Source organism: Actinoplanes cyaneus, from assembly GCF_016862095.1.
Lineage (GTDB): Bacteria > Actinomycetota > Actinomycetes > Mycobacteriales > Micromonosporaceae > Actinoplanes > Actinoplanes cyaneus.
Genome location: NZ_BOMH01000036.1, coordinates 253,976 through 278,675 on the forward strand (window position 1 = coordinate 253,976; position 24,700 = coordinate 278,675).

Sequence of the window (24,700 nt, forward strand, 5' to 3'; positions counted from 1 at the left end):
CAGCGCGGTTGGCCGTCAGAGCCGGTCGGCGTCGATGACCGCCTGGGCGAACTCGCGTGGTGCCTCCTGCGGCACGTTGTGGCCCACGTCGAAGGTGCGGTGCCGGTACTTGCCGGTGAAATGCGCGCGGTAGCTGCTGCCGTCGCCGGCCGGGGTGAACGGGTCGTACCGGCCGTCGATGGTGATCGTCGGCACGGTGATATTCGGAGCGGCTTGGAGCCGGCTCTCCAGCTCGGCGTACTGCGGTTCGACGGGCAGCAGGCTCTGCCGCCACCGGTAGTTGCCGATCACGATGGGCACGTAGTCGGGATTGGTGAACGCCGCGGCGGTCCGGTCGTATTCGGCGCGGGAGTACTTCCAGGTCGGTGAGTTGAACTTCCAGATGAACTCGCCGATCTCGTACGCGTACTCCTGTAGTCCACGCACGCCACGCTCGGTGGCGAAGTAGTACTGGTACCACCAGGCGTTCTCGGCCGACGGCAGCTGCGGGTTGCGGTTGAAGGCCAGGTTGGTGATCAGGTAGCCGGTCACCGAGACGAGTGCCTTGACCCGCTCCGGCCACAGCGCGGCGATGATGTCGCCGGTCCTCGACCCCCAGTCGTATCCCGCCAGGACCGCTCGACGGATCTTGAGGGCATCCATCAGGCCGAGGATGTCGAGGGCAAAGGCGGCCTGGTCAGCGTCGCGCGGCGTGGACGCCGATCGGAAGGTGGTGGTGCCGTGCCCTCGGAAGTACGGCACGATCACCCGGTACCCGCGGGCGGCGAGCAGCGGGGCGACCTGGGTGTAGCTGTGGATGTCGTACGGGAAGCCGTGCATCAGGATCACGGGCGCGCCACTGGCCGGGCCGAGTTCCACGTACCCGGTGTTGAGGACGCCGGTGTCGATCTGCCGGAGCGGGCCGAAGGCGGGTCTTCTCCCGTCGGTGGCTGCCGCCGCTGCCCGGCCCGCGGGGATGAGCGGGCCGAGGCCGGCGGCCATGGCGGCGGTGCCTGTGGCGAGCAGGACCTGGCGGCGGCTTGGGTGGTCGGTAACCATGGTGGTCAGCCTTTCTACTGCAGAGATGTCTGTTTCCTGAGGCTTGCACGGCAGTCGTGCAGGGGCCCCAGGGAAACCGACTGGGCCGGCACTCCAGTGCCCTGGGCTGTGGACGGTGAGACGGGCCCCCGCCCTGCGGCGGGGCCGGTTCGGGTGGGCTGCGCCATCGTCACTGATGGATGCCTGGCGCGCTGATCTCGCGCGGGTGGCGTCGGTCCCGGCCGGCCGGGTCACCTGCGAGCGTGGTCATGTCTCGACCTGGTCGCCGGCACCACCCGGGGTAATCTGCCTGCGGGGGAGGGCTCAGGTGGCCGATGGCATCAGACGTTCCAAGCTGCGCGGACGTGGGCAGGAGCTGGAGACCCTCGATCGCCTGCTGCGTGACGTCCGCGATGGGCAGAGCCGGGTGCTCGTCCTGCGCGGGGAGGCGGGGTGCGGCAAGACCGCCCTGCTCGACCACCTCGCCGAGCGGGCGAGCTTCGCCCGGGTGCTGTCGGCGGCCGGGGTCGAATCCGAGTCGGAGATCGCGTACTCGACGTTGCAGCAGCTCTGCGCGCCCCTGCTGGACCACCTCGATGCGCTGCCCGTGCCGCAGCGTGAAGCGCTGGCCACGGCGTTCGGGCTGGTCGCCGGGCGGGCTCCGGAGCCGCTGCTGATCGGACTCGCGGTGCTCGGCCTGTTCGCCGAGGCCGCCGCCGGGCAACCGCTGGTCTGCGTGGTCGACGACGTGCAGTGGACCGACGCCATGTCCACGGCGATCCTGACCTTCGTGGCACGCCGGCTGAGCGTCGAGGCAGTCGCACTGGTCTTCGCCGCCCGCAGTCCCGGCGACGAGCGGATTCTCGCCGGTCTGCCGGAGATGCAGGTGCCCGGTCTGCCGGACGCAGACGCCCGGGCGCTGCTCGATGCCGTGCTGCCCGGTCCGGTTGACGCCCACGTCCGGGACCGGATCGTCGCCGAGACGCGCGGCAACCCGCTCGCGCTGCTGGAACTGCCGCGCGGACTGTCGCCCGCCGAGCTGGCGTTCGGGTTCGGCGGGCACATCACGACGCCACTGGCGAGCCGGGTCGAGGAAGGCTTCCAGCGGCGTATCGCGGCGCTGCCGGAGCAGACCCGCACCCTGCTGCTGGCGGCAGCCGTGGAACCGGTCGGCGACGTGCCCCTGCTGTGGCGGGCTCTGAAAGTGCTCGGAGTGGGGCCGGAAGCGGCCGTCGCCGCAGAGAACGAGCGTTTGATCGAATTCGGTGTGCGGGTGCGGTTCCCGCATCCGCTGGTCCGCTCGGCCGCATGGCGTTCCGGTCAGGGGGCCGAGCTGCGCGCGGTGCACGCCGCGCTGGCCGAGGCGACCGACCACACCAGAGACCCGGACCGCCGTGCGTGGCACCGCGCGCACGCCGCACTGGGCCCCGACGAGGAGATCGCCGCAGAGCTGGAAGGCTCGGCGCAGCGAGCACAGTCCCGCGGCGGCTGGGCCGCGTCGGCCGCCTTCCTCGAACGTGCCGCGGAGCTGACTGTGGATCCCGGCAGCCGGAGTGAACTGCTGGTGTCCGCGGCGAGTGCCCGAGTTGAAGCAGGGTCCTACGCCAGCGTGCTGGACCTGCTGGCGGCCGCCGAGACCGGGCCGCTGGACCCGCTGCGGCAGGCTCGCGCCGAGCGGCTGCGCGCGCAGGTCGCCTACGTGCTCAATCCCGGCCGCGGGTCCGTGCCGGCGCTGCTCGCCGCGGCCCGCCGCCTGGAGAAGCTCGACCCGGTCGCCGCGCGGGACACCTTCCTCACCACGATGGGCGCGGCCATGTATGCCGGCCGCTTCGGTGACGACACCCTGCGAGTTGCCGCCGAGGCCGCACGCAGTTCCGCACCGGCTGGGCAGACGTTCCCTGATCTGCTGCTGGCGGGCGTCGTCTCCTGGGTCCTGGACGGGCGGCCCGCGGCCGTGCCGCTGCTGTGCCGGGCACTGGACGCGATGGGCTCGGCCGGCGACGCCGGTCTGGTCTGGCCGGCGGCAGCGGTCGCCTATGAGGTGTTCCGGCTGGACCTGGCCTTCCGGATGAACCAGGAGGCGGTGCGCTTCGCCCTGAACAGCGGGGCGCTGTCGCTGCTGCCCAGCGCGCTGGCCATCTGGGCGAACAGCCTCGTCGACGCGGGCCGGTTCGCTGAGGCGGCGGACCTGATGGACGAGATCGACGCGGTCACGCAGGCCACCGGCGGCTCGGCGTACCAGTTGTCCCGGCTCTTCCTGGAGGCGCACCGCGGCCCCGAGCATGCGGCGATGCATGTGATCGAGGCCAAGCTGAGTGATGCGGCCGCGCACGGCAACGGCCGGCTGCACTCGGTGGCTCACCACGCCCTGGCGATGCTGCAGAACGGGCTGGGCAACCACCGCGCCGCCATGGCCGCGGCGCAGGAAGTGATCGCCTACCCGGAGATGGCGCTCGGCAATTGGGGCCTGCGGGAGTTGGTCGAGGCGGCTGCGCGGGCGGGGGAGCCGGAGGTGGCGGTCGAGGCCCGGGATCGGCTCGCCGAGCGGACCGCGGCCACACCGACACGCGCGGCGCTCGGTGTGCAGGCGCTCGCCGACGCGCTCGTGGGGCCGCCCGAGCAGGCTGAGGAACGCTACCGTGAGGCCATCGACCGCCTGGGCACCGTCGAGACCGCCACTCACGGCTGCCGGGCACGGCTGCTCTTCGGCGAGTGGCTGGCGCGAGCCAACCGGCGTACCGAGGCACGCGTCGAGTTGCGGGCGGCGTACGAGACGTTCTCGACGATGGGGGCCCCGGTGTTCGCCGAGCGGGCCGCACGGGAGCTGGCGGTCACCGGCGAGGCGGTCGCGAAACGGCCCGCGGGCGTGGGTGAGCGACTGACCCGGCAGGAGGCCGCGATCGTCAGGTTGGCGATCGCCGGGCAGACCAATCCGGAGATCGCGTCGGCGTTGTTCCTGAGTCCGCGCACTGTCGAGTGGCACCTGCGGAAGGTCTTCACCAAGCTCGGCATCGGTTCGCGCCGCGAACTGGCCGCCGCGCTCCGCGATCGCTGATCGACCAGGGCCCGGGCCGGGGCACTGCCAGGGTCCGGCACGGGCGCGCCGGTGTCCTCGGGCCGGGCAGTCTGTGGGAAGTTCCCCCGACATCGCCCGAGGAGCACGACATGTCCACGATCCACTTCGTCGAGAAGACCACCGCGACGCCCGAGCAGTTCCTCGCCGCGCTCACCGACTTCGGGCCGGGCCGCGCCCAGCTGTTCGGCAACAGCGCCGACGAGTATCTGAAGATCCATGGCCATGGCCCGGACTGGGCCGACGTGACCGAGGGCGCCGGTGGCATCTGGGAGCGGCTGCGATACGACTGGTCCGATGCCCGCCGGGTCGTGATGACGACCACCGACTCCAACATCTGGGGCGGCAGGTCGGGGCACACCTACACGCTGACGCCGCAGTCGGACGGAACCACGGTGCTGGACGTGGTGGTGGTGCGGGAGGGCAAGAACCTCAAGGGCCGCCTGACCGGTGTGCTGCTCGGGACCGTCGGCAAAGGGGTCCTGGCCAAGGCGCTGAAGAACACGGTCAAGGCTGTCGAGGCCCGCAACCGCGTCGCCCGTTAGCCGGGCGCGGCCCCGCGGCGTGGGTGTGGCAGGACCAGGCCCGTACCGCCGGCCGAGCCCGGCGCTCAGCCGGACAGTTCCGCCAGGGCGTTCTTCGGCAGCGCGGTCCGCAGCTCCCGCCGGTTGCTGATGCCGAGCTTGGTGAAGACCTTCCGCAGGTGCCACTCCACGGTGCGGCCGCTGAGGAACAACTCCGCGCCGATCTCCGCGTTCGACTGGCCGTCGCGGGCGCGCCGGGCGATCTGCCGCTCCTGGGCGGTCAGGTCGCTCGGCGCCGCATGTACCCGGGAGCGGGCCGGAGCACCGGTCGCGGCCAGCTCCCGGCCGGCTCGCTCGGCGAAGGCCTCGGCACCGAAGGACACGAACATCTCGTGCGCCGTACGCAAGGCAGCGCGCGCGTCGGAGGTCCGGCCGGCCCGGCGCAGCCACTCCCCGTACACCAGGTGGGTTCGGGCCAGTATGAACGCGCCGCGGCACCGGCCGAGCCGATCGATGGCCTCGCGATAGAGCGGCTCGGCAGCTGCGCCGTCGGTGACCAGGGCCCGCGAGCGTGCTTCGATGCCGAGCCCCCATTCGCCGCCACTCGGGCCGATGCGGGCGGTGAGCCGCTCCAGAGCCTGTGCGGCGGACGCCCGGTCACCGCTTCGTTCCGCCGCCTCGACCAACTCGACCAGCGCCCAGTTCGCGAACCCGGTTTCCGGCGGATATGACGTCGCGTCGGCCGCTGCGGCGTGTGCCTGCGCGTAGTGACCCAGCCCGTTGTGCAACACCGCCGCGAACATGTGCATCGCTGTCAGCACCGCACCCTGCCCGCGGGCGGTGAGCGTCTCGGTGACACCTGGCAGCAGCCGCGCCACGTCGGCTTCCTGACCGCGCCACGCGGCCACAGCGAGCGCCGCGATGGGCGGCTGACCGTCGCCGGTGGCCACGCCCACCGCGTCGACCTCATCGATGAGCGCGGCCGCCTGTGAGATCTCACCTTGGTGGAGGTGCAGGGCGAGCCGCTGGTAGAGGATGAAGGTCAGGCCGCTGAGCGCGCCGGTGGTCCGCGCGATCCGCAGATGCCGCGAGGTCAGTTCCTGCCAGGCCTCGTCGTCCCACACCGTATGGGCGGCATGTGACACGACGTAGAACTGGTGGACCGTGTCCTGATCGGTGGCATTGCCGCGAATGCTGTCGAGTGCCTGCCGGACGAGTCCGGCGCCGGCGCCGAATCCGTCGGTGTACAACTGGGCCAAGCCGTCGAGCAGTAGGTCTGGCGCCGCGTCCGCGCCCTCGGTGGGCGGAGCTTTGCCGGCGGCGGCAGCGACCTCGGCCAATCCCGTGTCGCCGGCGAACCGGCCGACGAAAACCGCTGCGGCAAAGGACTCCAGGTATGTCCTGCGGGCTCGCACGACATCGATGCCCTCGAACTGCTGGGCCGCGTCGAGTAGCAGCCCGGGCGCTTCGGTGCTGCGGGCAGGGGAGGCGAACGCCATCTCCGCGCGCAGGAGGCTGATGCGGGCGCCGCGCAGGGTGTCCGGCGGGCCGGCCGAGGCACCGGCCAGTAGCGCGGCCGCGGCGTCGGGCGACCCGGCGCGGTAGGTGGCCCGGGCCGCCAGCAGTGCGCGATCCGCTCGGCGCGCCGGGTCGGCACTGAACTCGGCCGCCCGTCGCAGAAACGCGGCGGCTGCGGCGAGGCCACCCCGGGCCTGGGCGCGCCCAGCCGACGCCTCGAGTTTCACCGCGACCGACTCGTCCGCGCCGACCGTAGCGTGCGCGTGGTGCCACGCATGGCGGTCGGGATCCGTTTCCGGCGAGGTGGCCAGGGCGAGGGCTTGATGCGCCTGGCGCCGGTCGGCCGACGACGCCGCGCCGTAGACCGCGGATCGCACCAGCGTGTGGCGGAACACCACACGCGAGCCGATCTGCAGCAGACCGGCCGCGCGCAGCGGTTCCCCGGCCTCCGGACCGAGCTCGAGGAGAGCGGCGGCCCGTTGCAGCAGGGCTGCGTCGCCCACCGGGTCGGCGGCCGCGAGCAGTAGCAACATCCGGGCATCGGCCGGCAGGATGTCGACACGGCGCAGGAAGCTCTCCTCGATGCGGCCCTGCGGCAGCCCGAAGCCACCGGCCAGCGTGACCGGCGACCAGGTCTGCGGCAGTTCCAGCAGGGCCAGCGGATTTCCCCGCGCCTCGGCCAGAACGGCCTCCCGGACGTCGGCGTCCAGTGGCCACCGCACCACCTCGGCGAGCAGAGCCCGGGCGTCGGCGTCACGCAACCCGCTGATCCGCAGCTCCGGCAAGGTCCGCAGGATGCCCGCGGTCTCCGCGGCCGGCTCCCGGACGGCGAAGATCATGACCACGGACTCCGCCAGCAACCGGCGGGCCACGAAGGCCAGCGTCCGCGCCGACGCCTGATCGAGCCACTGCGCGTCGTCGATCAGGCACACCAGCGGCTGTTCCGAGGCGGCCTCGGCGAGCAGGCTGAGCACCGCGAGCCCGACCAGGAACGGTTCGGGCGCGGCACCCATCTGCAAGCCGAAGGTGATTCTCAGTGCGTCGCGCTGCGGCAGCGGCAACCGGTCGAGGAGAGGGAGCAGCGGCCCGCAGAGCTGGTGCAGCGCCGCGAACGGCAACTCCCGCTCCGACTCGATCCCGGCGACCCGGGCGACCTGGAGCCCGCGAGCCGCGGCAACCGCCTCGTCCAGCAGTGCCGTCTTGCCCATGCCCGCCGCACCCGTCAGGACCAGTGCACCGCTCTGGCCGCCACGGGACGCCTCCACCAGACCGGTGAGAACCGCTCGCTCGCTGTCTCGGCCCCGCAACATGTCCTGCCCCCTGTTTCCTGCTCTTAACCGGTTCATCGTCGAACGGAAGAGCGAAGGCCGACAAGGACCCCAGGGACTGGTCCCGTGTGTAGACCAGTGACCTGCCGGGCTCAGCGCAGAGCGCCAGGGTGTCGCGCGACCGGATCACGACCGTACGGCTCCAGGTCATGATCGTTTTTCGACGAGATCAGGAAGCTCGGTAGTCGGTCGAGCGGCTCAGGTCCGCCCACCTCTCGGCTTCGGCGTTGCGGGCAGCGCCGGCGGTCAGGGCCGTGCTCAGCGCGTCGGAGCCGAGCGGCAGCCGGCGTGGCGGGTCATCCAGCGATGCCACCTTGACGATCGCCTCGGCCGCCCGGACCGGATCGCCCGGCTGGTCCCCCTGCGACTCGGCGCGGAACCGGTGGATCCGGCCCACCGTGGCCTCGTAGTCCGGGCCGACCGGGTGCCGGACCATCGACGAGCCCTGCCATTCGGTGCGGAACGCGCCGGGCTCCACGATGATCACCTTGACGCCGAAGGGGCCGGTCTCGGCGGCGAGCACCTCGGAGAAACCCTCGACGGCGAACTTCGCCGTCTGGTAGGCGCCCATGCCCGGGGTGCCGCCGACCCGGCCGCCGATCGACGAGATCTGCACGAACACGCCGGAGCGCTGCGCGCGCAGCACCGGCAGCGCCGCCCGGGTCACGTTCACCACCCCGAACAGGTTCGCCTCGATCTGGCGGCGAAAGTCCTCCTCGGACATCTCTTCGATCGGGGCACTGTCGGCGTACCCCGCGTTGTTGACGACCACGTCGAGACGGCCGAAAACGTCGACGGCGGCCCGGACCGCCCGGCACGCAGCGGCCGGGTTGGTGACGTCCAGCGCGACGGTCTCGACCCGACCCGGGTACGCCGCCATCAAGTCGTCGAGCTGATCGGGTTGGCGCGCGGTGGCCATCACCTTCGCGCCGGAGGAGGCAGCGGCTTCGGCGATGGCCCTCCCCAACCCCCTTGAACTTCCCGTGACCAGCCAAACCCTGGGCTCGTCCATTGGCGGTGTCCTCCCTGTCGGTAGCTGTGGACCCAGCCTTCCGGCAGGCGACGGTTCTGACCCCAGGGGCAGCGACTGGTTGCGGCCCTGGCTGCCACGCCTGCTGGGGTGTGTCGCGGATCCCCCCGTGAACTCGGCGGTTGGCTGACCGCGTCGCGGGAACAGGAAAAGGGCCCCCGGATGGGGGCCCCTTTCAGTTACAGAGACGGATACAGAGGCAGCGTCAGCGCATGCAGCGGTAGCTGGCGGCCGAGGCCGTGTCGCCGTGGCCGGTGTAACGGGCCATCTGCGGGAACGGGCAGGCGTTACGGGTGACGGCCTTGCCGTCGGCGTTCGTCGTCGCGGTGGCAAGGGTGGCCGGTGTCCGGCCCTTCTCCACCCAGGTCACCAGCGCGCCGAGCGGGTCCACCGCCTGCGGGCCGGTTCCGCCTGCGCAGTGGTCCACGCCGGGCAGCAGGAACAGCCGGTAGAAGTCGTTGACCTCGGTGTTGCCGCCCATCATCCGCTCCACGCGCTTGCGGTAGTCGACCGTGCCCTGGGTCGGCACCAACTGATCGTTCTGGCCCTGCCAGGTGAGCAGCTTGCCGCCGGAGTTCCGGAACGCCCGCAGGTCGGCGTCGTCGGTGCCGATGACGGAGTTGAACTGCTTGCGGGAGGAGGCGAACAGCTTCGTGAAGTCGCCGTAGGTCAGGTTCTTGGTGTCCAGCGCGGGGTTACGAGTGACGAAGTTCTTCACCCAGAGGTCGGCCACGATGAACGGCTGCGCCGGGTTCGCCAGGTAGCTCGCGATGTCGGCGCCCTTGCTCGGCCCATACCAGAGCTGCTTGCCGCTGCGGGTGACCGGCCCCTGCCAGATCTTGCGGACTGCCTCGGCCTCCGCCTTGGAGATGGTCAGCGTCTTGCCCTCGCAGACCACGGTGGTGCCGACCAGCTTGCGGGGGTCCCAGGTGCAGTCCTGCGGGTCGTCGATGATGCCGTCCTTGACACCGTCGAGGGTGTCGCAGGCCTTCACCACGGCGGTGTTGAACGCGCCGATCTCGCATGCGCTCGGCGCGACGTCCAGTTCGTTGAACACGACCGCCGGCCAGATGGTGGCGACGGCGAACCGGTCCCAGTTGACCGCGGGTGCGTTGGCCAGGATGCCGTCGTAGTCGTCCGGGTACTTCTGCGCCTCCAGGTAACCCTGGCGCCCGCCGGTGGAGCAGCCGTTCCAGTAGGAGTAGGTGGCCGCCTTGCCGTAGAACGTCTTCGTCACGTTCTTCGCCACCACGGTCATGTCGTGCAACGACCGCGAGGCGAAGTCGGTGAGCAGGCCTTCGTTCAGCGATCCGTCGTTCTTGATCGCCCAGGTGGTGTCGGCCGGGTTCTGGCTCACCCCGGCGTCGGTGACGGTGGCGACGTATCCGTTCTTGACGGCCGTGACAGTGTCCCCGCCGTTGAGGTTGCCGGCCTGATAGGCGGAGCCGCCCAGAGCCTGCAGCCTGCCGGACCACTTCGTAGTGTCGCCGGGCAACGACACCTTCACCTGTACGTGGTCGCCGGCACCCGGGTGAGTCAGGGTGACGGTGACGTCGCACCAGGCCGGTACGGCGGTGATCGTGGACTGGTCCGGAAGGGTGACGGTGCCGCCCGGGTTGGCAACGACGGTCACCGACTCGACTGCGGCACCCGGCGGCGCGGCCACGGGCAAGGTGGAGCAGGAGGCCTTGGCGCTGCTGGCGCTGGAAGTGGTCAGGTCGCTGACGGCGTTCGCGGCCATCGGTGCCAGGGCGGCGCCGGACAGCGGAACGATCGCGGCGGCGATCAGAAGCAGTCGTCGTTTCATGTCCAGGACTCTCACAGCCAGGACACGGGCCGGGAGCCAGGGAAACCCACGTGCCGATGCCCCTGGTCCGCCCTGGGTGATCCGCTCACGCTTCGCACGGTACGGAGGTACGAGCGCGCGTCGTGGTGGGCAGAGGTGTCCGGGCACGGAGGAACCGCACGACGCCGAGACCGAGCCCTAACGTTGTTAGGGTGGCGGTGCCGTGACGGCGCCGCGGGTCGGCGCCGGAAACATGCTTGGAGCGAGGTGGCAGCTGTGTCGACCGGCACCCGACGGGCCCGTGAACGTGCGAGCACGCGTGAACGGATCATCGAAGCCGGGTTGCGCGTCCTGGAGAGCGAGGGCATCTCGGCGCTGACGATCCGGCGCATCGCCACCGACGTCGAGTACGCCGCGCCCATCGTCTACCAGCATTTCGCCAACAAGGACGCGCTCGTCCTGGAGTTGGCCGCCCACGGGTATCGCATGATGCTGGCCGAGCTCGAGCAGACCGCCCAAGAGCCCGACATCGATCGGCGCATGATGCAGCTCGCGTTGGAGTATGTCCGGTTCGCCGGCGAGCACCCGCACCTGTATCAGGTCATGAACGGCCCTGCCGTCGACGCGGAAGACCGCCGGCGGGCGGCGGCCGCCGCCATCGCGGTCCTGGAAGAACTGCTGACGGCCTGGTCGGCCGCCCACGACGTGGTCCTGGCGGATGTCGAGGAGGCCTGCGACATCGTCTGGGGCACGTTGTACGGCATAGCCTCGCTCGGCTACCTCGACACCATCGGCAATGAGCGCGCCGGCCGGCTCGCCCAGCAGGCGCTGCGCACGTTGCTCCGCGGCTGGCGGACTGACCTGTGAAGATCCAGCCTCGGTTCTGACGTCCTCACTTGCCGGTGGGGGTCCAGTCCGCGGGCAGGCCGGAGTCACTCAGGATCTCGCCCCGGTTGTAGTAGTCGCTGCTCGACCGGATCAGGTTGCCGCGCAGCCGGAGCACGGTCACGGCCGGCACCGCGAACGGGCGAGGCGCACCGACGATGTGGCCGCTGAAGACGCCCTCGACCACCACCTCGTCACGCCCGCCGAATCCGCCTGTCACGTCGAAGCCGAAATCGGTGATGAGCTGATGGGACCCGGTCTCCCACTCCGTGACCCCTTCGCGACCCTGGAACACCAGGTCGAGAGCGCGGTCGGTGTAGACGGCGTCCTTGGTGTACAGGCGGGCGAGATCGCGGGTGTCGGTGGTCTCCCACGCGGCGGCCCAGCGCCGCCCGATCGTCGGCACCCGATCGCTCTTCCGGCTCTGCTGCGCATTCTCGACGACTCCCTGCGTCCCGGCCTGCTCCCTCGGTGACGCGGCCGAGGTGGGCGTTGTGCCGGCGAGAAGTGCCGCTGTGGCCACTGCGGCACCGAGACCGGAAACGACGATTCGCGTACGCATGTGAGTCCCCTTTGCTGAGTCGACGCGGCTTCGCGTTTAACGCCGTTAGATCTTCTAACGCCGTTAGATTAGGCGCCGCCTGGGGCACCGTCAAGGGCAGTCGAACTCCTCCGGCATGACGACTCCGTTCGTGGGTAGCCGCTGTCCGGACGGCGAGCAGCCGCCGATCCGCAGTCGCAGTGGCCCCAGGCGGGGCGGATGGGGGATCACCAGTGACCACGAACGTTCGGGAGTTCCTGGCCGAGCACCGGGATGCCATGACCGCCGAGCTGGCGGAGTGGGTCCGGATACCGTCCGTCGCCGGAGTCCCGGAGCATGCGATCGACCTGCGGCGGTCGGCGAACTGGCTGGCAGCGGCCCTGCGAGAGACGGGTTTCCCGTCGGTGGAGGTGTGGGACACCGAGGACGGGCCGGCGGTGTTCGCCGAATGGTGCGCCGATCCGGACGCTCCCACGGTTCTGATCTACAGCCATCACGACGTACGGGCAGCGAAGGACGAGGAGTGGGACGAGACCGCGCCGTTCGAGCCGAAGCTGCGTGACGGGTACCTCTACGGGCGTGGCGCGTCGGATGCCAAGGGACAGGCTCTCGCCCACGTGTGGGGTATCCGGGCCCACCTGGCCGCCACCGGCCGGGAGAATCCCGCGGTGAACCTGAAGGTGCTGGTGGAGGGCGAGGAGGAGACCGGGTCGGCGCACCTGCGGCAGCTTCTGGAGGAGAACCGCGACCGGGTCGGCGCCGATCTGATCGTCTTCTCCGACACGCTGATGTGGCGTGCCGACCATCCGGCGGTGTGCGTGAGCATGCGCGGCACCATGCTGGCGCAGCTGGAGATCATGGGGCCGTTGCAGGACGTGCACAGCGGAGCGGTGTCCGGGCCGGCGCCCAACCCGATCCTCGAGATGAGCCGGCTGCTCGCCCAGCTGCACGACGACAAGGGCCGGATCACGGTGCCCGGTTTCTACGACAGCGTGGTGGAGCCGTCCCAGCGGTTCCGTGACGACCTGGCCGCGCTGCCGTACAGCGACGCCGATTGGCTGGAGCGGACGCTGACCCGCAGCGTGGGTGGCGAGGCCGGCTACACGGTCCTGGAACGTCTGTGGACCCGGCCGGCGATCGAGGTGACCAGCGTGATCAGCGGCGACCCGATCGGGCCCTCGCGGGCGGCGGTGCCGTCGCTCGCCACCGCAGATCTGAGCATCCGGTACGTCTGCGAACAGACCGGCGCCGAGATCGCCGAGCAGTTGCGGCGGTGGGTCGCCGACACGGTCGGTGATCGGTTCGGGCACCGGCTCACCGTGTCCCCGGAGGAAGCCCAGGACCCGTACCGGACACCGGAGGACCTTCCCGCGGTCGCCGCCCTGGCGGAGGCCATGGAGGAGGGTTTCGGGCGTCCCGCGGGCCGGATGGGCAACGCCGGAGGCGGCCCGGCGGTGTGGCTCACCGAGCGCATCGGCGCGCCGGTGGTGTACTTCGGCACGGGCCTGCCCGAGGACCACTGGCACGACAGCAACGAACGGGTCTCCGTCGACGTGCTGCTCGCCGGAGCCGCCACCCTGGCCGCGTTCTGGGACCGGCTCGCGTCAGCCTGACCCCGTTCCGGCGGGGAGGGCAGCGGTTCGGGTACGCCCGTGACCGGCCGGGAGTTCGCGGTCACAGCTGTTCCCGCAGCCCGGCGGCCGCTGTGGCGCTCAGCGGCCCCGGCCTCCGCGGCTCGCGTGCACAGGGCGGCGTAGCCGTCCTCGCCGGCCGCTGCCGGCGCGCCTGGCGAGGACGTCGACAGCGAGCCTCTTACCGCCGGCGTTCGCTGCCGGTGGGCAGATCGCGGGGTAGTTCGACGTGCATCGTCGTGCCGGGCCGGTTGCCGGGTGGGTTGATCGTGATGGTGCCGTGGTGGCGGTCGGTGATGAGTTTCGCGATGGCGAGTCCGAGGCCCGCGCCGGGAATGGCGAGCTCCGTCGCGATGGCGCCGCGGTGGAAGCGGTCGAACACGTGTGGCCGTTCGTGTTCCGGTATGCCGAAGCCGGTGTCGGTGACCGGGGTGCGGAGCTCATGGCCGACGAGGTTGAGGTACTCGTCCTTGGCACGGCTGAGCATCTGCTGCAGGTGTTCGGCCTGACGGGCTTCGGTGATGTCGTGGAAGACGGCGACGGCACCGAGGCGGCTGCCGTGCTGGTCGGTGATCGGATGGGCGTTGACCCGCACCAGGCGCTGGCCCTCCCGGGTCTGCAGCGCGTATTCGGTGCCGCGGACCTCGGTGCCGTTCAGCGCTCGCCGCAGGGGCATCTGGGCGCGGTCCACCGGGTGCCGTCCGGGGTGGTGATGGGGAGCCAGTTCGCCCACTTGTCCAGATCGGTGACCTCCGACGGCATGCCGAGACGCTCGCGCAGGGAGCGGTTGACCAGTGCGAGGCAGCCGTCGGCGGCACAGGCGGCGACCCCGGTGTCGAGGCTGTCCAGCATCGTGTCCAGATAGCGTCGCTGCCGGTGTTCGGCCTCGCGGGCGCGTTGCTCGGCGACGAACGCGGTGCACGCCTGCGCGCCGTTGTCGACGGCGGTCAGTTCATCGGGCTGCCAGTGGCGGGTCCGGTAGTCCATGACGGCGCAGACCCCGACGATGGCGCCGGCCGGGTCACGGACGGGGAATCCGGCGTACGAGCGGATGCCCACGGCCCGTGCCGGCGCGTCGGCCGGAACCCGGTCGTCGGCTTCCACGTCGTCGATGACCAGGGGAAAGCCGGTACGCAGCACCAGGCCCGCCAGGGTGGACGACGTCGGCACCTGCTGCATCGGCTCGAAGCCCGCCGCCAGGTTGTAGCCACCGATCAGGCGCATGTGGCGGCCCTCGGCCAGGTGGATCACCGCCGAGGCTGCCCGGGCCCCGCACACGGTCAGCGCGGCGAGCCGGTCGGCCGCCACGCGGGACAGGCCGCCGTGCGTCATCTCCATGACCGGCGCGTCGGCTTCGGCCGGCGTCGGCCCGCTGATCAGGACACCGCGGTCCGGTTCGGCACGGGAGCCCATCTTCCCAGTGTCGCGTCCGCGGCTGTTCACGGTGGCCCGAACCGGTAAGTACGGATCAAGACCGGCCGTGCGGAAGACTCAACCCGCGCTGTATCGCCGCCGGAAGCCTAAGCTCTGATGGAGGTATCGCCATCTGCGCCGTTTCCCGCTCCAGCGTCTGGGATCACTGATGTCCGAGAGCACTGATGTCCGAGAGCACCGCTGACGACCTGGCAAGGCCGGCTCATGACCCGCGGGCGTGGCCGTGGCGGGAGGCGATCGTCGACCTGCTGGGCCGCACCCGGCTGGCGCAACCGGACCAGATAGCCACGGCGGTCAACGCTTCCACGGCGCGACTGGGCATCGACATCACCGTCTACCTGATCGACTACGAGCAGCGACTCCTGCACCCGGTGCCCGAGCCGGGCAAGGACGTCGGCGGCCCACTGCCGGTGGACGCCACCCTCGCCGGCCGCGCCTTCATGACCACTGCGGCGCGGGCCACCGGGCCGTCCGGGGCGGGCGGGTCACCGCTGTGGATGCCGCTGCTCGACGGCTCCGAGCGCCTCGGCGTCCTGCGCATCGACGCGCAGGACAACGCGGTCGTGGACACGCCCGAGTTCCAGGCGCAGTGCGACATGCTCGCCGTCCTGCTCGGTCACCTCGTGGCCATCAAACTCCAGTACGGCCCGCACCTGGACCGGACCCGGCGCACCCGGCGGATGTCAGCCGCGTCCGAGTTGCTGTGGCGTTTGCTGCCGCCCCTGACGTACGCCTGCGAGCGGTTCATCGTGTCGGCGATCTTCGAGCCGTGCTACACCGCCGGCGGCGACGGCTTCGACTACGCCGTGGACGCGAACACCGCGTTCCTGGCCATCTGCGACACCACCGGCCACGGTCTGCGCGCGGGCATGGGCACCGCCGCCGCGCTATCGGCGATGCGCGCCGCCCGTATCGACGGCGACGGCCTGTACCAGATGGCCCGGGCCGTCGACGGCGCGTTCGCCGAACAGTTCACCGACGGCCGGTTCTGCACCGCTGTGCTCATGGAGTTGGACCTGGATACCGGCCGCGTGCGTTACATCAACGCCGGACATCACCCACCGGTGATCCTGCGCGACGGCAAGGTCGCCGCCCGCCTGGACGCCGGCCGGCGCCTGCCTCTGGGGCTGGACGATCCGCAGCTCACCATCGGCGAGGTGATGCTCCAGCCCGGCGACCGGATCCTGGCCTACACCGACGGGGTCACCGAGGCCCGCGACACCGGCGGCAAACTGTTCGGCGAGCCGAGACTGCTCGACCTGGCCGCCAGGCACACCCTCGCGGGCCGGTCCGCGCCGGAGACCCTGCGCCGGCTGTCCCATGCCGTGCTCTCGCACCTGGACGGGCCGCCCGCCGACGACGCCACCCTGCTGCTTGCCGAATGGTCCGTCGACACCGCCGCCGAGCTGACGCCATGACCCGGCAGGACGCCCGCCGCACCGAGCGGCAGGGCGTCCGCCGGGCCCTGGTGTCACCTCACCGTGCCGTCGCGGCGCGGACGATCAGGTCCGTGACCGGGCCCGGGTTCGACACACCGACGGCGTGCGACGCCTTGCGGATCTCGATTGTTGCCCGGGAGCCGGCTCGCTCGGCCATCCAGCGCTGCGCCGCGACCGGGATGTTGCGGTCGGCGCCGGCGATGAGGAACCACGAGGGAGTCTTCTTCCACGCGGGCTCCCCGGAGCCCTCGCTGAGCGCCGCGTCGCGGACCGGGCGCTGCGTGACGGCCATCAACGTGGCCTGCCGCTTGGGCACGTCGGCGGCGAACTGCTGCCGGAACAGGTCCTGCCGGATGTAGAGGTCGTTGGTGCCGTCACCGAGCGGCACCGGCGCGAGGGTGTCGCCGAGGGTGCTGCCGGGGAACTTGTTCGACAGCTCGAGTGCGCTCTCACCCTTGTCGGGCGCGAAGGCCGCGATGTAGACGAGCGCCTTGACGTCCGGGTCGCCGGCAGCGGCGTTGGTCATCACGGCACCGCCGTACGAGTGGCCGGCCAGCACGATCGGACCCGGTACGGAGTTGATGACGTTCCGCACGTAGGCGGCGTCCGAGCTGAGCCCCCGCAGCGGGTTGGCGGCGGCGACGACCGGGTAGCCGCGCCGCTGGAGCTGTTCGATCACACCGGACCAGCTCGCGGAGTCGGCGAAGGCGCCGTGCACGAGCACGATGGTCGGTTTGGTCTTGGTCTTCGAGCCGGCGACGGCAGCGGCGGAACCCGAGACTGACGCGGTGGCCGTGACGACGACTGCGGCGGCAAGGGCCACCACTGTGGAGATGCGGACTCGCATGGTTCTCTTCTCTCTTCGGATACGAGGATGGGCCCGGTGCGACGCCGCCCCCCGGCCGGCGCCGCACCGGAGGACGTCAGACGATCGCGGCAGCGGCCTGGAGGATGACTCCGGCCACCGCGGCGGGCTCCGAGGCGGGGATGGCGTGCGAGGCACCGGGCAGCTCCACACGGGCGCGGGCGCCGGCGCGCTCGGCCATGAAGCGGTGCGCCTCGAGCGGGATGTTGTAGTCCAGCTCCGGGTACACGAACCAGGACGGCACGGTCTTCCAGGCCGGCTCGCCGGACCCCTCGTTGAGCGCAGTGGTGTTCAGCGGGCGCTGGGCGACGGCGTCGAGGGCGGCCCGCTCGGCCGGGACGTCGGCGATGAACTGCTGGTGGTACCGGTCCTGCCGGATGTACAGGTCGACGGTCCCGTCCGGGAGCGGCACCTCCTTGAGGGTCTCGCCGAGGGTCCCGCCGGGGAACTTGCCGGACAGCTCGCCGATGCTCTCGCCGGCCTCAGGGGCGAAGGCGGCGACGAACACGAGCGCCTTGACGTGGTCGTGGCCGACGGCGGCGTTGGACATCACGGCCCCGCCGTAGGAGTGGCCGACGAGCACCACCGGTCCGTCGATGGTGGCCAGGACGCTGGAGACGACGGCGGCGTCGCCGGACACGCTGCGCAGCGGGTTGGGCGCGGCGACGACCGGGTGGCCCTCGGCGAGCAGCCGCTGGGTCACCTCGTTCCAGCTGGCGGACTCGGCGAACGCGCCGTGGACGAGGACGATGGTGGGTTTCATGACAGGGCCTTTCCGTGGGTGGGCAGAACGGTGGACAGCACGCCGGCGGCCTGGCGAGGCGGTCAGGAGGTGATCTCCACTTGGAGCTCGACCTCGACCGGGCTGTCCAGGGGCAGCACCGTCAGGCCGACGGCGGAGCGGGCATGGATCCCCGCCGGGCCGAAGACGTCGTGCAGGAACGTGGAGGCGCCGTTGAGGACCTGGGCCTGGCCGGTGAAGGACGGCAGTGAGGCGACGAAGCCGGTCACCTTGACGACGCGGACCACCGCGTCGATGCCGACCAGAGCGTCCACTGCCGCGAGAGCGTTCAGCGCGGCGGTCCGTGCCAGGTCGGCTGCCTGGGCGACGTCGACGTTGTCGCCGACCTTGCCGGTGACCGGCAGCGTCCCGCCGACGAAGGGCAGCTGGCCGGAGGTGTAGACGTAGTTGCCCGAGCGGATCGCCGGCGCGTAGCCGCCGACCGGTGCCGCGACGTGCGGCAGCGTGATGCCCAGCTGGATGAGCCGGTCGTTCCAGATCCCCATGGTGTGCGCCCTCTCGTGTCGCGGCGGGCGGCTCCTGCGGCGCCCGTAGTTGATCCCACCCGGCCGGGGCGCCGCGGAACAGGCGGGACCGCATGCAGAAGTGCTTCTGCCTATGCGGGCCGGTCGCGCCCGGCTGCCGGTTCTTCCTCGGCGAGCCGTTCCCTGGCGAACAGGCGGATCAGGTTGTGGAAGCGGTACCGGCCGTCGACGTGGGCTTGCAGGAGGCTCAGCTCGACGAGTTCGTCGAGGGCGTCCTCGATGCCGTCCGGGTCCGCCGGATCCAGGGATCCCGCGAGCCGCGCGTCGAAGTCCGGAACGGACGCGAGCGACAAGCGCCGGAACAGCCGGCGGGCCTGCGGGGACAGCTGGGTGTACGAGAGGCTGAAGGCAGCGGCGATCCGCAGGTCCCCGGCGATGAGCTGGTCCAGACGCCGGCCCTCGTCGGACAGCCGATCGGCCAGATGCCGCACTGTCCACTGCGGCCGGCTCATCAGCCGGTTGCCGGCGATGCGCAGCGCGAGAGGAAGACGTCCACACAGCTCGGTCACCTCGCCGGCCGCGTCGGGTTCCCGGTCGCCGATGATGCGCCGCAGCAACGTCGCCGCTTCCTCCGCGGGCAACTGCGTGAGATTGAGCCGGTGGACACCCTCCAGCCCGGCGAGCAGCCGGCGGCTCGTGATGACGGTCAGCGATGGCCCGGGACCGGGCAGCAGCGGCCGGACCTGCGACTCGTCCGCGACGTTGTCCAGCACCACCAGCGCCCGCCGGTGGTGCAGCAACCCTCGGTACATCCCGGCCCGGTCCCGCTCGTCCGCCGGGATCTCGTCGTCCTGGACGCCCAGCGCGCTCAGCAGCCGGGCAAGCGTTTCCGCGGCGGCTGACGGGCGGGCGTCCATTCCCCGCAGATCGACGAAGAGCGTCCCGCCGGTGAACGTCGTGCCGAGCAGGTGAGCCGCCTGCACGGCCAGCGTCGTCTTGCCGACCCCGGCTGTTCCGGAGACCGTCACCACCGGCGCGGCCGTCGCCGCCGGCCCGGCAGCCGTCGCGACCTGGGTCAGCTGCGCCAACTCCCGGCCACGGCCGGTGAAGTCGGGCACCGGACGCGGCAGCGCGCAGCCGCCGGCCGCCACGGTGGTGGTGGCGACGGCCCTCGGCCGGCCGGCCCTGGCAGCGGCGAGGAAAGCCGGTTGCTCGGCCTCGGGTAGTGCCAGTGCCTCGGCCAGCGCCTGAACGGTCCGCCGCTGCGGCGCGACGCTGCGCTCGCGTTCCATGTCGCTGATCGCGCGAGCACTGACGCCCGATCGTTCCGCGAGTTGTTCCATCGTCAGCCCGGCCGTGTGCCGCTGTTCCCGCAGCCGGCGACCGAAGGTGTCACTCATCGATCGGGTGGGCCGTTCCTCGCCGGGCAGTTCCATCGATCACCGGCAATCTGAGCAACACTGCGAATCCTCTCGTCCACGCGACGGTGAACGCTGACACGGGCAGCACCGGCCCGCCAGGGACGGACAATCCCTGGCAGCCGGCACATGCCGACATACCTGCTGGTCATCGGAACGCCGTGCCGCAGGACGGGAGAGGTCAGCCGGCGACGGTGGCGGTGCCGGGAGCGGCGACGGCGACGATGCCGACCGGTTCACCGCCGAGCATGAGCAGCGCCCTCTTCGGCGGCTGCGTGCCACCCGCCGCAGCGGCCCACGCGGTGATCGCCGCCTGCGCGTCGGCGGGCAGGGCGACCCCTGTGCCGTCCCTGGTGACGGTGACGGTTCCGGCCCGCTCGCCGATGGTGACGCACATGGCCGAGCCGGCCGACTCGACGTACCAGGAGTCGAAGTCGCACGGCGTCGAGAGGCCGCCGAACCATCCGGACTTCTCACCGGGGGCTGCCGGGGTGGTCAGGTCGTCCTCGATGAAGTGGACCTCCACCCGGCTGGAGCCGACCGGCAGTTCGGCGGCCTCGGCCGGCCAGCCGACCCACAGCACGAAGGCCGTGATCAGCCCGGTGACGGCGACTATCCCCCAGGTCAGTACGGGGCTGAGCCGGAACTTCGCCGGAGCGTCGGCGGGAGTGCTCATCGGGTCCAACTTCCTGTCCGAGGTGCGGAGTGGTGCGCTGGGCCTGCCGCCCGGATCGCGAGATCGACGCTACGGCCGCCGGATGTCCCGGTCATCCGACCGTGGTGCCCATTGCGTTGTGGTACCGCGGTACCAGTCGGGTCGCGGTCAGACCAGGCCGTGGGTGTGGGCCCAGATCACCGCTTGGACGCGGTCGCGGGCACCGAGCTTGGCGAGGACCCGCCCGACATGGGTCTTGACCGTCGACTCGGACAGGAACAGCTCTCCGGCGATCTCCGGATTGGAGAGTCCCCGGCCGATGGCGACGAGGACTTCACGTTCCCGGCCGGTCAGCTCGTCGAGCAGGTTCGTGCCGGTCACCGCGGGAACGCGGCTGACCTGGTAGTGGTCGAGCAGGGTTCGGGTGATCCGGGGCGAGACGACCGCCTCCCCGCCGGCGACCGTCCGGACGGCCTTGACGAGCTCGGCCGACGGGACGTCCTTGAGCAGGAAACCGCTCGCCCCCGCGCGGAGGCCGGTCAAGGCGTACTCGTCGAGGTCGAAGGTGGTCAGGATGAGCACGCGGGTTGCGGGGCAGTGGGCGACGATGTCGCGGGTGGCCTCGATGCCGTCCATGATCGGCATGCGGACGTCCATCAGGACGACGTCGGGGCGCAGGTCGCGGGCCAGCAGCGCGCCGGCCCGGCCGTCGCCCGCCTCACCGACGATGCGCAGGCCGGGTGCGGAGCCGAGGACCATGGCCATGCCTTCACGGAGCAGCTCCTGGTCGTCCACGAGCAGCAGGGTGATCTCATTCGTCGAGCTCATCGAGGTCCTCGGTCTGGTGCGGGATGCTGACCCGGACGGCCCAGCCGACCGGCTGAGGGCCGGCTTCGACGGTGCCGCCGTAGAGAGCGGCTCGTTCGCGCAGCGCGATCAAGCCTTGCTCGCTGCCCACCGACGGCGCCGGTGCGGTGCCGCGGCCGTCGTCGACGATCGCGATCCGGATCGGATCGCTGCTGTAGTCGAGCTCGGCGAGGACCTCGGTCGGGTGCTCGGCGTAGCGCAAGGCGTTGGTCAGCGCCTCCTGAACGATGCGGAACACCACTCGTTGCAGGCCCGGCGACGCGGGCTCCGGCCCCCGGCCTCGCAGGGTGACCGGCAGGCCGGCGATCCGGAACGTCTCGATCAGGGTCTCCAGGTCACCGGGGACGTCCGGGCTGCCGTCGTGCAGGACGCCCAGCAGCCGGCGCATGTCCTTCATCGCCTCCCGGCCCAGCTCGGCGGCGCGTTCCACGGCCTTGCGCGAGCGCTGCGGGTCGGCGTCGGCGACCGCGGTCGCGCCGTCGGCCAGCCGGACCATGACGGTCAGGTTGTGGGCGACGATGTCGTGCAGGTCGTGAGCGATCCGGGCGCGTTCCCGGGCGGCGGCCAGCAGCCCCTCCTGCTCCTTCTCCCGGGCGAGCCGGGCGGCCCGGTCGAGCAGCGCCTGCACGTACCGGCGGCGGGTGGCGACGGTCGCGCCGATCAGCACCGAGGCCACCACGGTGACGCCGTAGAAGAAGATGAAGGTGCCCAGACCGTCGCGGCCGGACCGGTGGACCGTCTCGGCCCCGAGCACGGCGAGAGAGCCGAGGGTGCCGGCCGTCGCCTCGTTCAACGTGCGGTTGGCGGCCAGCGAGTACATCGCCACCGCGAACGCCGCGACCAGCATCCCGTCGGTCAGGGCGTCACCGGCGACCGTCACCGCCAGCACGCCCCACGGCCAGGACCGTCGCCAGATCAGCGAGACCGCCACCACGGCGTCGACGGTCAGATGCCACCAGTCGCTCTGGCCGGGGCCTCGCAGCAGCACGTCGGTGCCGAGCCCGGTCAGGAAGCAGAACGCCACGATGAGGGCCGTGCCCAGCCGGCGATGACGCGCCCAGAACGCCCGGATCGTGCCCGCCCCGGTCTCCATTCCTCACACCTCCCGGCGAGCCAGGGCCCGAGGGAGCGTGCCGGTGAACGCGAAGAGTCCCACGAGCACGCAGTATCCGATTTCGCCGCCCGGCAGGCTCAGCACTGTGCCGAACGGCACGCCGGCAACGGCTGCCCGGCCCGCGTCAACCGGCACGGCGGATCGGCGCGCTGAACTCGACGCCGTCCTCGCGGACCAGGTGACGCAACCGCCCGATGTCCAGAAACGCGTTCTCCAACGGATGGACGAGCAGTCTGCCGATCGCCGTGCAGTACTTCGCCATCGAGTGGCGACCCGGCATGGTGATCGACAGTTCCTCGCCGGCGTCGAGCTCCCGCACCTCGGCGACCGGCTGCAGGGCTGCCAGCGTCGCCGCATCCGCGCGAACCGCGACCCGCACCAGCCAGAAAGGCCCCTTCCCGGCGTACGCGGACCCGGGCGCAAGCGTCCGCCAGGGCGTGCCCGCCGGCACCGCGCCGTACGACTCCACCGTCCTGACCAGGTCTTGCGTCGCGGCCTCCAGGACCGTCTCGTTCAGGTCCCACCCCTGCTGGTCGTCCCCGCGGATGACCGGCGCCGGTTTCGACACCACGGTCATGGCCGGGACGTGACGCAAGCACGGCTCCGGCCGCGTTTCCAGCAGGTCCCGGGCGGTCCGGAGCGCCTCGTCCTGTTCCGCACGTTCCCGCCGTACCCGATCGGTGTGCTCGGCCAGCAGCGCGGCGGCGACGCCGGGTTCGCCGAGCGCCCGCCTGACCTGCTTGACGCCCAGTCCCGCCTGCCGCAGGACGGTGATCAGCATGGCCTTCTCCACCTGGTCGAAGGTGTACGAACGGTAGCCGGTCTGCTCGTCGACCCGGGCCGGGACGAGCAGCCCTTCGGCGTGGTAGTACCGCAGCGTCTGCGCGGACAGGTGAGCCATCTCGCTGAAGTCTTTGATCGACAGCATGGGATCAGCGTGCCCCTTGCAGCGGCCACAAGGTCAAGTGCCTAGCCTCGCCGCCGGCCGGTGTCGGGCCGTTGCGGCATCTCACCGAGAACGGTGCTGAACAGCGCGTCGCGCAGGGCCACCTCGCGCGGGTCGTCCCACAGGTGGAAGCCGGTCCGGTTCATGGCGTAGGCGAATCCCGTGCCGGTGTCCGGGTCGGCGAAGGCGAACGAGCCGCCCAGCCCCATCGTGCCGTACGCCGTACCCGAGGTGGAGCCGAACCGGAACGCCGGGAACGGCTTCACATACCCCAGCGAGTACTGGGTCGGCAGCCGCAGGACCTGGTCGAAGAGGCCTCGCGACGGGGTTTCCGCCGGGCTTTCGAGCGCGTCGAGCGTCGAGCGGCCGAGTCCCAGGCCGGCGCCACCGGTCGCGGCTTCGCCGTAGAGCCTGGCGATCGAGCGCACCTGCCCGATGCCGTTGACGGCGGGGATCTCGGCGGCCTGCACGTCGGGCCGGTTGATGTTGTCCGGGACGCCGAGCACCCGCGGATTCTGGAAGGCGCGGGCGCTCAGGCTCCGCGGGTTGGCAAACGCCAGCGCGAAGGCCGGCGGCATCGACCTGATGTGCAGCATCATCTCCCAGGTCCGGAAGCCGTGCATCCGGGCGATCCGGCGGCGATCGGTGCCCTCCGGCAGGCCGATGTGGAAGTCGAGACCGAGCGGCGCGGCCACCTCGTCGGCGAAGAACCGCCCGAGGTGGCGGCCCTGCGGGTCGACGCGGCTGACCAGCTCGCTCTCGTACCAGCCCAGCGTCTGCCCGTGGTAGCCGTGACGCTCGCCCGGCGTCCACGCCGGCCGCTGCTCCGCGAGCGCCGCGGCCAGAGCCGGGGAACCTGTCAGGTCACGCAGCTCCAGCGGACGATCGACCGCCGCCAGGCCCGCCTGGTGAGACAGCAACTGGCGTACGGTGATGTCCGCTTTACCCGCGGCCGCGAACTCGGGCCAGTAGGCCGCCACGGGCCGGTCGTAGTCCAGCAGCCCGCGGGAGTGCAGCAGCGCGACAGCCGTCGACGACACGCCTTTGGTCGTCGAGAAGACCGGCACCATCGTGTCGCGTTCCCACGGCTCGCGTGCCAGACCGTCGCGGAAGCCACCCCAGAGATCGACCACTTGGCGGCCGTCGCGATAGACCGCACAGGCGGCACCGATCTCGCGCCCCTGCGCGAAGTTGCGCCGGAACGCGTCGGCCACCGGCCCGTAACCCTCCGCCACCTCGCCGTGGATCATGCTGGACGGCACGTGCACTTTCAGAACCACTCGACTTCTCCCCATTCTCACGAGACATCGAACGGTGACACGGGGAACATGGCCGGACCAGGGATCGACGATCCCTGGCGGCG

Annotated in this window: 21 protein-coding genes; 5 read left to right on the plus strand and 16 right to left on the minus strand. The window is 71.3% G+C overall.

What is annotated here, in order from left to right:
• Positions 1–15 precede the first annotated feature (15 nt).
• A complete protein-coding gene (locus Acy02nite_RS23575; protein WP_239175119.1) occupies positions 16–1,038 on the minus strand; it encodes an alpha/beta fold hydrolase in 1,023 nt (340 codons plus the stop codon).
• A 307-nt stretch (positions 1,039–1,345) separates the two neighbouring features.
• Between Acy02nite_RS23575 and Acy02nite_RS23580 the strand changes: the two genes are divergently transcribed.
• A complete protein-coding gene (locus Acy02nite_RS23580) occupies positions 1,346–4,072 on the plus strand; it encodes an ATP-binding protein (RefSeq protein WP_239175120.1) in 2,727 nt (908 codons plus the stop codon).
• A gap of 110 nt (positions 4,073–4,182) precedes the next feature.
• Positions 4,183–4,635: an SRPBCC family protein gene (locus Acy02nite_RS23585; RefSeq protein WP_203743978.1), complete on the plus strand. Its 453-nt coding sequence runs from the start codon at positions 4,183–4,185 to the stop codon at positions 4,633–4,635.
• Between the two features lie 65 nt (positions 4,636–4,700).
• Here Acy02nite_RS23585 and Acy02nite_RS23590 read toward each other — a convergent pair whose 3' ends face one another.
• The 3 genes from Acy02nite_RS23590 to Acy02nite_RS23600 form a co-directional block, all read right to left on the minus strand.
• Positions 4,701–7,442, minus strand: a complete 2,742-nt coding sequence (locus Acy02nite_RS23590; protein WP_203743980.1) for a helix-turn-helix transcriptional regulator — start codon at positions 7,440–7,442, stop codon at positions 4,701–4,703.
• 187 nt (positions 7,443–7,629) lie between these two features.
• Positions 7,630–8,472, minus strand: a complete 843-nt coding sequence (locus Acy02nite_RS23595; RefSeq protein ID WP_203743982.1) for an oxidoreductase — start codon at positions 8,470–8,472, stop codon at positions 7,630–7,632.
• Positions 8,473–8,695: 223 nt separating this feature from the next.
• Complete coding sequence (locus Acy02nite_RS23600; protein ID WP_203743984.1) at positions 8,696–10,297, minus strand: tannase/feruloyl esterase family alpha/beta hydrolase; 1,602 nt, start codon at positions 10,295–10,297, stop codon at positions 8,696–8,698.
• Between the two features lie 255 nt (positions 10,298–10,552).
• Here Acy02nite_RS23600 and Acy02nite_RS23605 point away from each other — a divergent pair, with 255 nt between their 5' ends.
• The gene (locus Acy02nite_RS23605) at positions 10,553–11,143 is read left to right on the plus strand and encodes a TetR/AcrR family transcriptional regulator (RefSeq protein ID WP_203743986.1); all 591 of its coding nucleotides are present in this window, start codon (positions 10,553–10,555) and stop codon (positions 11,141–11,143) included.
• Positions 11,144–11,168: 25 nt separating this feature from the next.
• On the opposite strand, the gene Acy02nite_RS23610 is transcribed toward Acy02nite_RS23605, so the two are convergent.
• Positions 11,169–11,723 carry a nuclear transport factor 2 family protein gene (locus Acy02nite_RS23610; protein WP_203743988.1) on the minus strand — a complete coding sequence of 185 codons (555 nt, stop codon included), beginning with the start codon at positions 11,721–11,723 and terminating at the stop codon, positions 11,169–11,171.
• Between the two features lie 212 nt (positions 11,724–11,935).
• Here Acy02nite_RS23610 and Acy02nite_RS23615 point away from each other — a divergent pair, with 212 nt between their 5' ends.
• Positions 11,936–13,315: a M20/M25/M40 family metallo-hydrolase gene (locus tag Acy02nite_RS23615; protein ID WP_203743990.1), complete on the plus strand. Its 1,380-nt coding sequence runs from the start codon at positions 11,936–11,938 to the stop codon at positions 13,313–13,315.
• A 199-nt stretch (positions 13,316–13,514) separates the two neighbouring features.
• Here the strand turns inward: Acy02nite_RS23615 and Acy02nite_RS46640 are convergent, their stop codons facing one another.
• Together Acy02nite_RS46640 and Acy02nite_RS46645 are read right to left on the minus strand one after the other, a co-directional pair.
• Complete coding sequence (locus Acy02nite_RS46640; RefSeq protein WP_239175122.1) at positions 13,515–14,009, minus strand: sensor histidine kinase; 495 nt, start codon at positions 14,007–14,009, stop codon at positions 13,515–13,517.
• Positions 13,988–14,746, minus strand: coding sequence for a GAF domain-containing protein (locus Acy02nite_RS46645; protein WP_239175123.1), 759 nt, complete (start codon positions 14,744–14,746; stop codon positions 13,988–13,990). The genes Acy02nite_RS46640 and Acy02nite_RS46645 overlap by 22 nt, the downstream gene beginning before the upstream one ends.
• A gap of 185 nt (positions 14,747–14,931) precedes the next feature.
• Between Acy02nite_RS46645 and Acy02nite_RS23625 the strand changes: the two genes are divergently transcribed.
• Entirely contained in the window at positions 14,932–16,185 is a 1,254-nt protein-coding gene (locus Acy02nite_RS23625; protein WP_203743992.1) for a PP2C family protein-serine/threonine phosphatase, read from the plus strand.
• Between the two features lie 58 nt (positions 16,186–16,243).
• On the opposite strand, the gene Acy02nite_RS23630 is transcribed toward Acy02nite_RS23625, so the two are convergent.
• The 9 genes from Acy02nite_RS23630 to Acy02nite_RS23670 form a co-directional block, all read right to left on the minus strand.
• Positions 16,244–17,053, minus strand: a complete 810-nt coding sequence (locus Acy02nite_RS23630; protein WP_203743994.1) for an alpha/beta fold hydrolase — start codon at positions 17,051–17,053, stop codon at positions 16,244–16,246.
• Between the two features lie 76 nt (positions 17,054–17,129).
• Positions 17,130–17,834, minus strand: coding sequence for an alpha/beta fold hydrolase (locus Acy02nite_RS23635; RefSeq protein WP_203744003.1), 705 nt, complete (start codon positions 17,832–17,834; stop codon positions 17,130–17,132).
• A 62-nt stretch (positions 17,835–17,896) separates the two neighbouring features.
• Positions 17,897–18,358, minus strand: coding sequence for a RidA family protein (locus tag Acy02nite_RS23640; protein WP_203744005.1), 462 nt, complete (start codon positions 18,356–18,358; stop codon positions 17,897–17,899).
• Between the two features lie 110 nt (positions 18,359–18,468).
• The gene (locus tag Acy02nite_RS23645) at positions 18,469–19,737 is read right to left on the minus strand and encodes a helix-turn-helix domain-containing protein (protein ID WP_203744007.1); all 1,269 of its coding nucleotides are present in this window, start codon (positions 19,735–19,737) and stop codon (positions 18,469–18,471) included.
• 199 nt (positions 19,738–19,936) lie between these two features.
• Positions 19,937–20,431 carry a hypothetical protein gene (locus tag Acy02nite_RS23650; RefSeq protein ID WP_203744009.1) on the minus strand — a complete coding sequence of 165 codons (495 nt, stop codon included), beginning with the start codon at positions 20,429–20,431 and terminating at the stop codon, positions 19,937–19,939.
• A 147-nt stretch (positions 20,432–20,578) separates the two neighbouring features.
• Positions 20,579–21,238 (minus strand): response regulator, encoded by a 660-nt coding sequence (locus Acy02nite_RS23655; protein WP_203744011.1) that lies wholly within the window; start codon positions 21,236–21,238, stop codon positions 20,579–20,581.
• Positions 21,222–22,370, minus strand: a complete 1,149-nt coding sequence (locus Acy02nite_RS23660; protein ID WP_203744013.1) for a sensor histidine kinase — start codon at positions 22,368–22,370, stop codon at positions 21,222–21,224. Before Acy02nite_RS23660 ends, Acy02nite_RS23655 begins: the two co-directional genes overlap by 17 nt.
• 145 nt (positions 22,371–22,515) lie before the next feature.
• Positions 22,516–23,319 carry a MerR family transcriptional regulator gene (locus Acy02nite_RS23665; RefSeq protein ID WP_203744015.1) on the minus strand — a complete coding sequence of 268 codons (804 nt, stop codon included), beginning with the start codon at positions 23,317–23,319 and terminating at the stop codon, positions 22,516–22,518.
• 41 nt (positions 23,320–23,360) lie between these two features.
• Positions 23,361–24,617, minus strand: a complete 1,257-nt coding sequence (locus Acy02nite_RS23670; RefSeq protein WP_239175124.1) for a serine hydrolase domain-containing protein — start codon at positions 24,615–24,617, stop codon at positions 23,361–23,363.
• Positions 24,618–24,700: the final 83 nt, after the last annotated feature.

What these genes read in the sequence shown, in the direction of transcription:
- Acy02nite_RS23625 (WP_203743992.1), top strand. Translation starts at nt 14,932, where the DNA reads ATGTCCGAGAGCACCGCTGACGACCTGGCAAGGCCGGCTCATGACCCG.
- Acy02nite_RS23585 (WP_203743978.1), top strand. Translation starts at nt 4,183, where the DNA reads ATGTCCACGATCCACTTCGTCGAGAAGACCACCGCGACGCCCGAGCAG.
- Acy02nite_RS23655 (WP_203744011.1), bottom strand. Translation starts at nt 21,238, where the DNA reads ATGAGCTCGACGAATGAGATCACCCTGCTGCTCGTGGACGACCAGGAG.
- Acy02nite_RS23595 (WP_203743982.1), bottom strand. Translation starts at nt 8,472, where the DNA reads ATGGACGAGCCCAGGGTTTGGCTGGTCACGGGAAGTTCAAGGGGGTTG.
- Acy02nite_RS23635 (WP_203744003.1), bottom strand. Translation starts at nt 17,834, where the DNA reads ATGAAACCCACCATCGTCCTCGTCCACGGCGCGTTCGCCGAGTCCGCC.
- Acy02nite_RS23640 (WP_203744005.1), bottom strand. Translation starts at nt 18,358, where the DNA reads ATGGGGATCTGGAACGACCGGCTCATCCAGCTGGGCATCACGCTGCCG.
- Acy02nite_RS23630 (WP_203743994.1), bottom strand. Translation starts at nt 17,053, where the DNA reads ATGCGAGTCCGCATCTCCACAGTGGTGGCCCTTGCCGCCGCAGTCGTC.
- Acy02nite_RS23600 (WP_203743984.1), bottom strand. Translation starts at nt 10,297, where the DNA reads ATGAAACGACGACTGCTTCTGATCGCCGCCGCGATCGTTCCGCTGTCC.
- Acy02nite_RS23575 (WP_239175119.1), bottom strand. Translation starts at nt 1,038, where the DNA reads ATGGTTACCGACCACCCAAGCCGCCGCCAGGTCCTGCTCGCCACAGGC.
- Acy02nite_RS23660 (WP_203744013.1), bottom strand. Translation starts at nt 22,370, where the DNA reads ATGGAGACCGGGGCGGGCACGATCCGGGCGTTCTGGGCGCGTCATCGC.
- Acy02nite_RS23610 (WP_203743988.1), bottom strand. Translation starts at nt 11,723, where the DNA reads ATGCGTACGCGAATCGTCGTTTCCGGTCTCGGTGCCGCAGTGGCCACA.
- Acy02nite_RS23665 (WP_203744015.1), bottom strand. Translation starts at nt 23,319, where the DNA reads ATGCTGTCGATCAAAGACTTCAGCGAGATGGCTCACCTGTCCGCGCAG.
- Acy02nite_RS46640 (WP_239175122.1), bottom strand. Translation starts at nt 14,009, where the DNA reads ATGCCCCTGCGGCGAGCGCTGAACGGCACCGAGGTCCGCGGCACCGAA.
- Acy02nite_RS23590 (WP_203743980.1), bottom strand. Translation starts at nt 7,442, where the DNA reads ATGTTGCGGGGCCGAGACAGCGAGCGAGCGGTTCTCACCGGTCTGGTG.
- Acy02nite_RS46645 (WP_239175123.1), bottom strand. Translation starts at nt 14,746, where the DNA reads ATGGGCTCCCGTGCCGAACCGGACCGCGGTGTCCTGATCAGCGGGCCG.
- Acy02nite_RS23650 (WP_203744009.1), bottom strand. Translation starts at nt 20,431, where the DNA reads ATGAGCACTCCCGCCGACGCTCCGGCGAAGTTCCGGCTCAGCCCCGTA.
- Acy02nite_RS23645 (WP_203744007.1), bottom strand. Translation starts at nt 19,737, where the DNA reads ATGAGTGACACCTTCGGTCGCCGGCTGCGGGAACAGCGGCACACGGCC.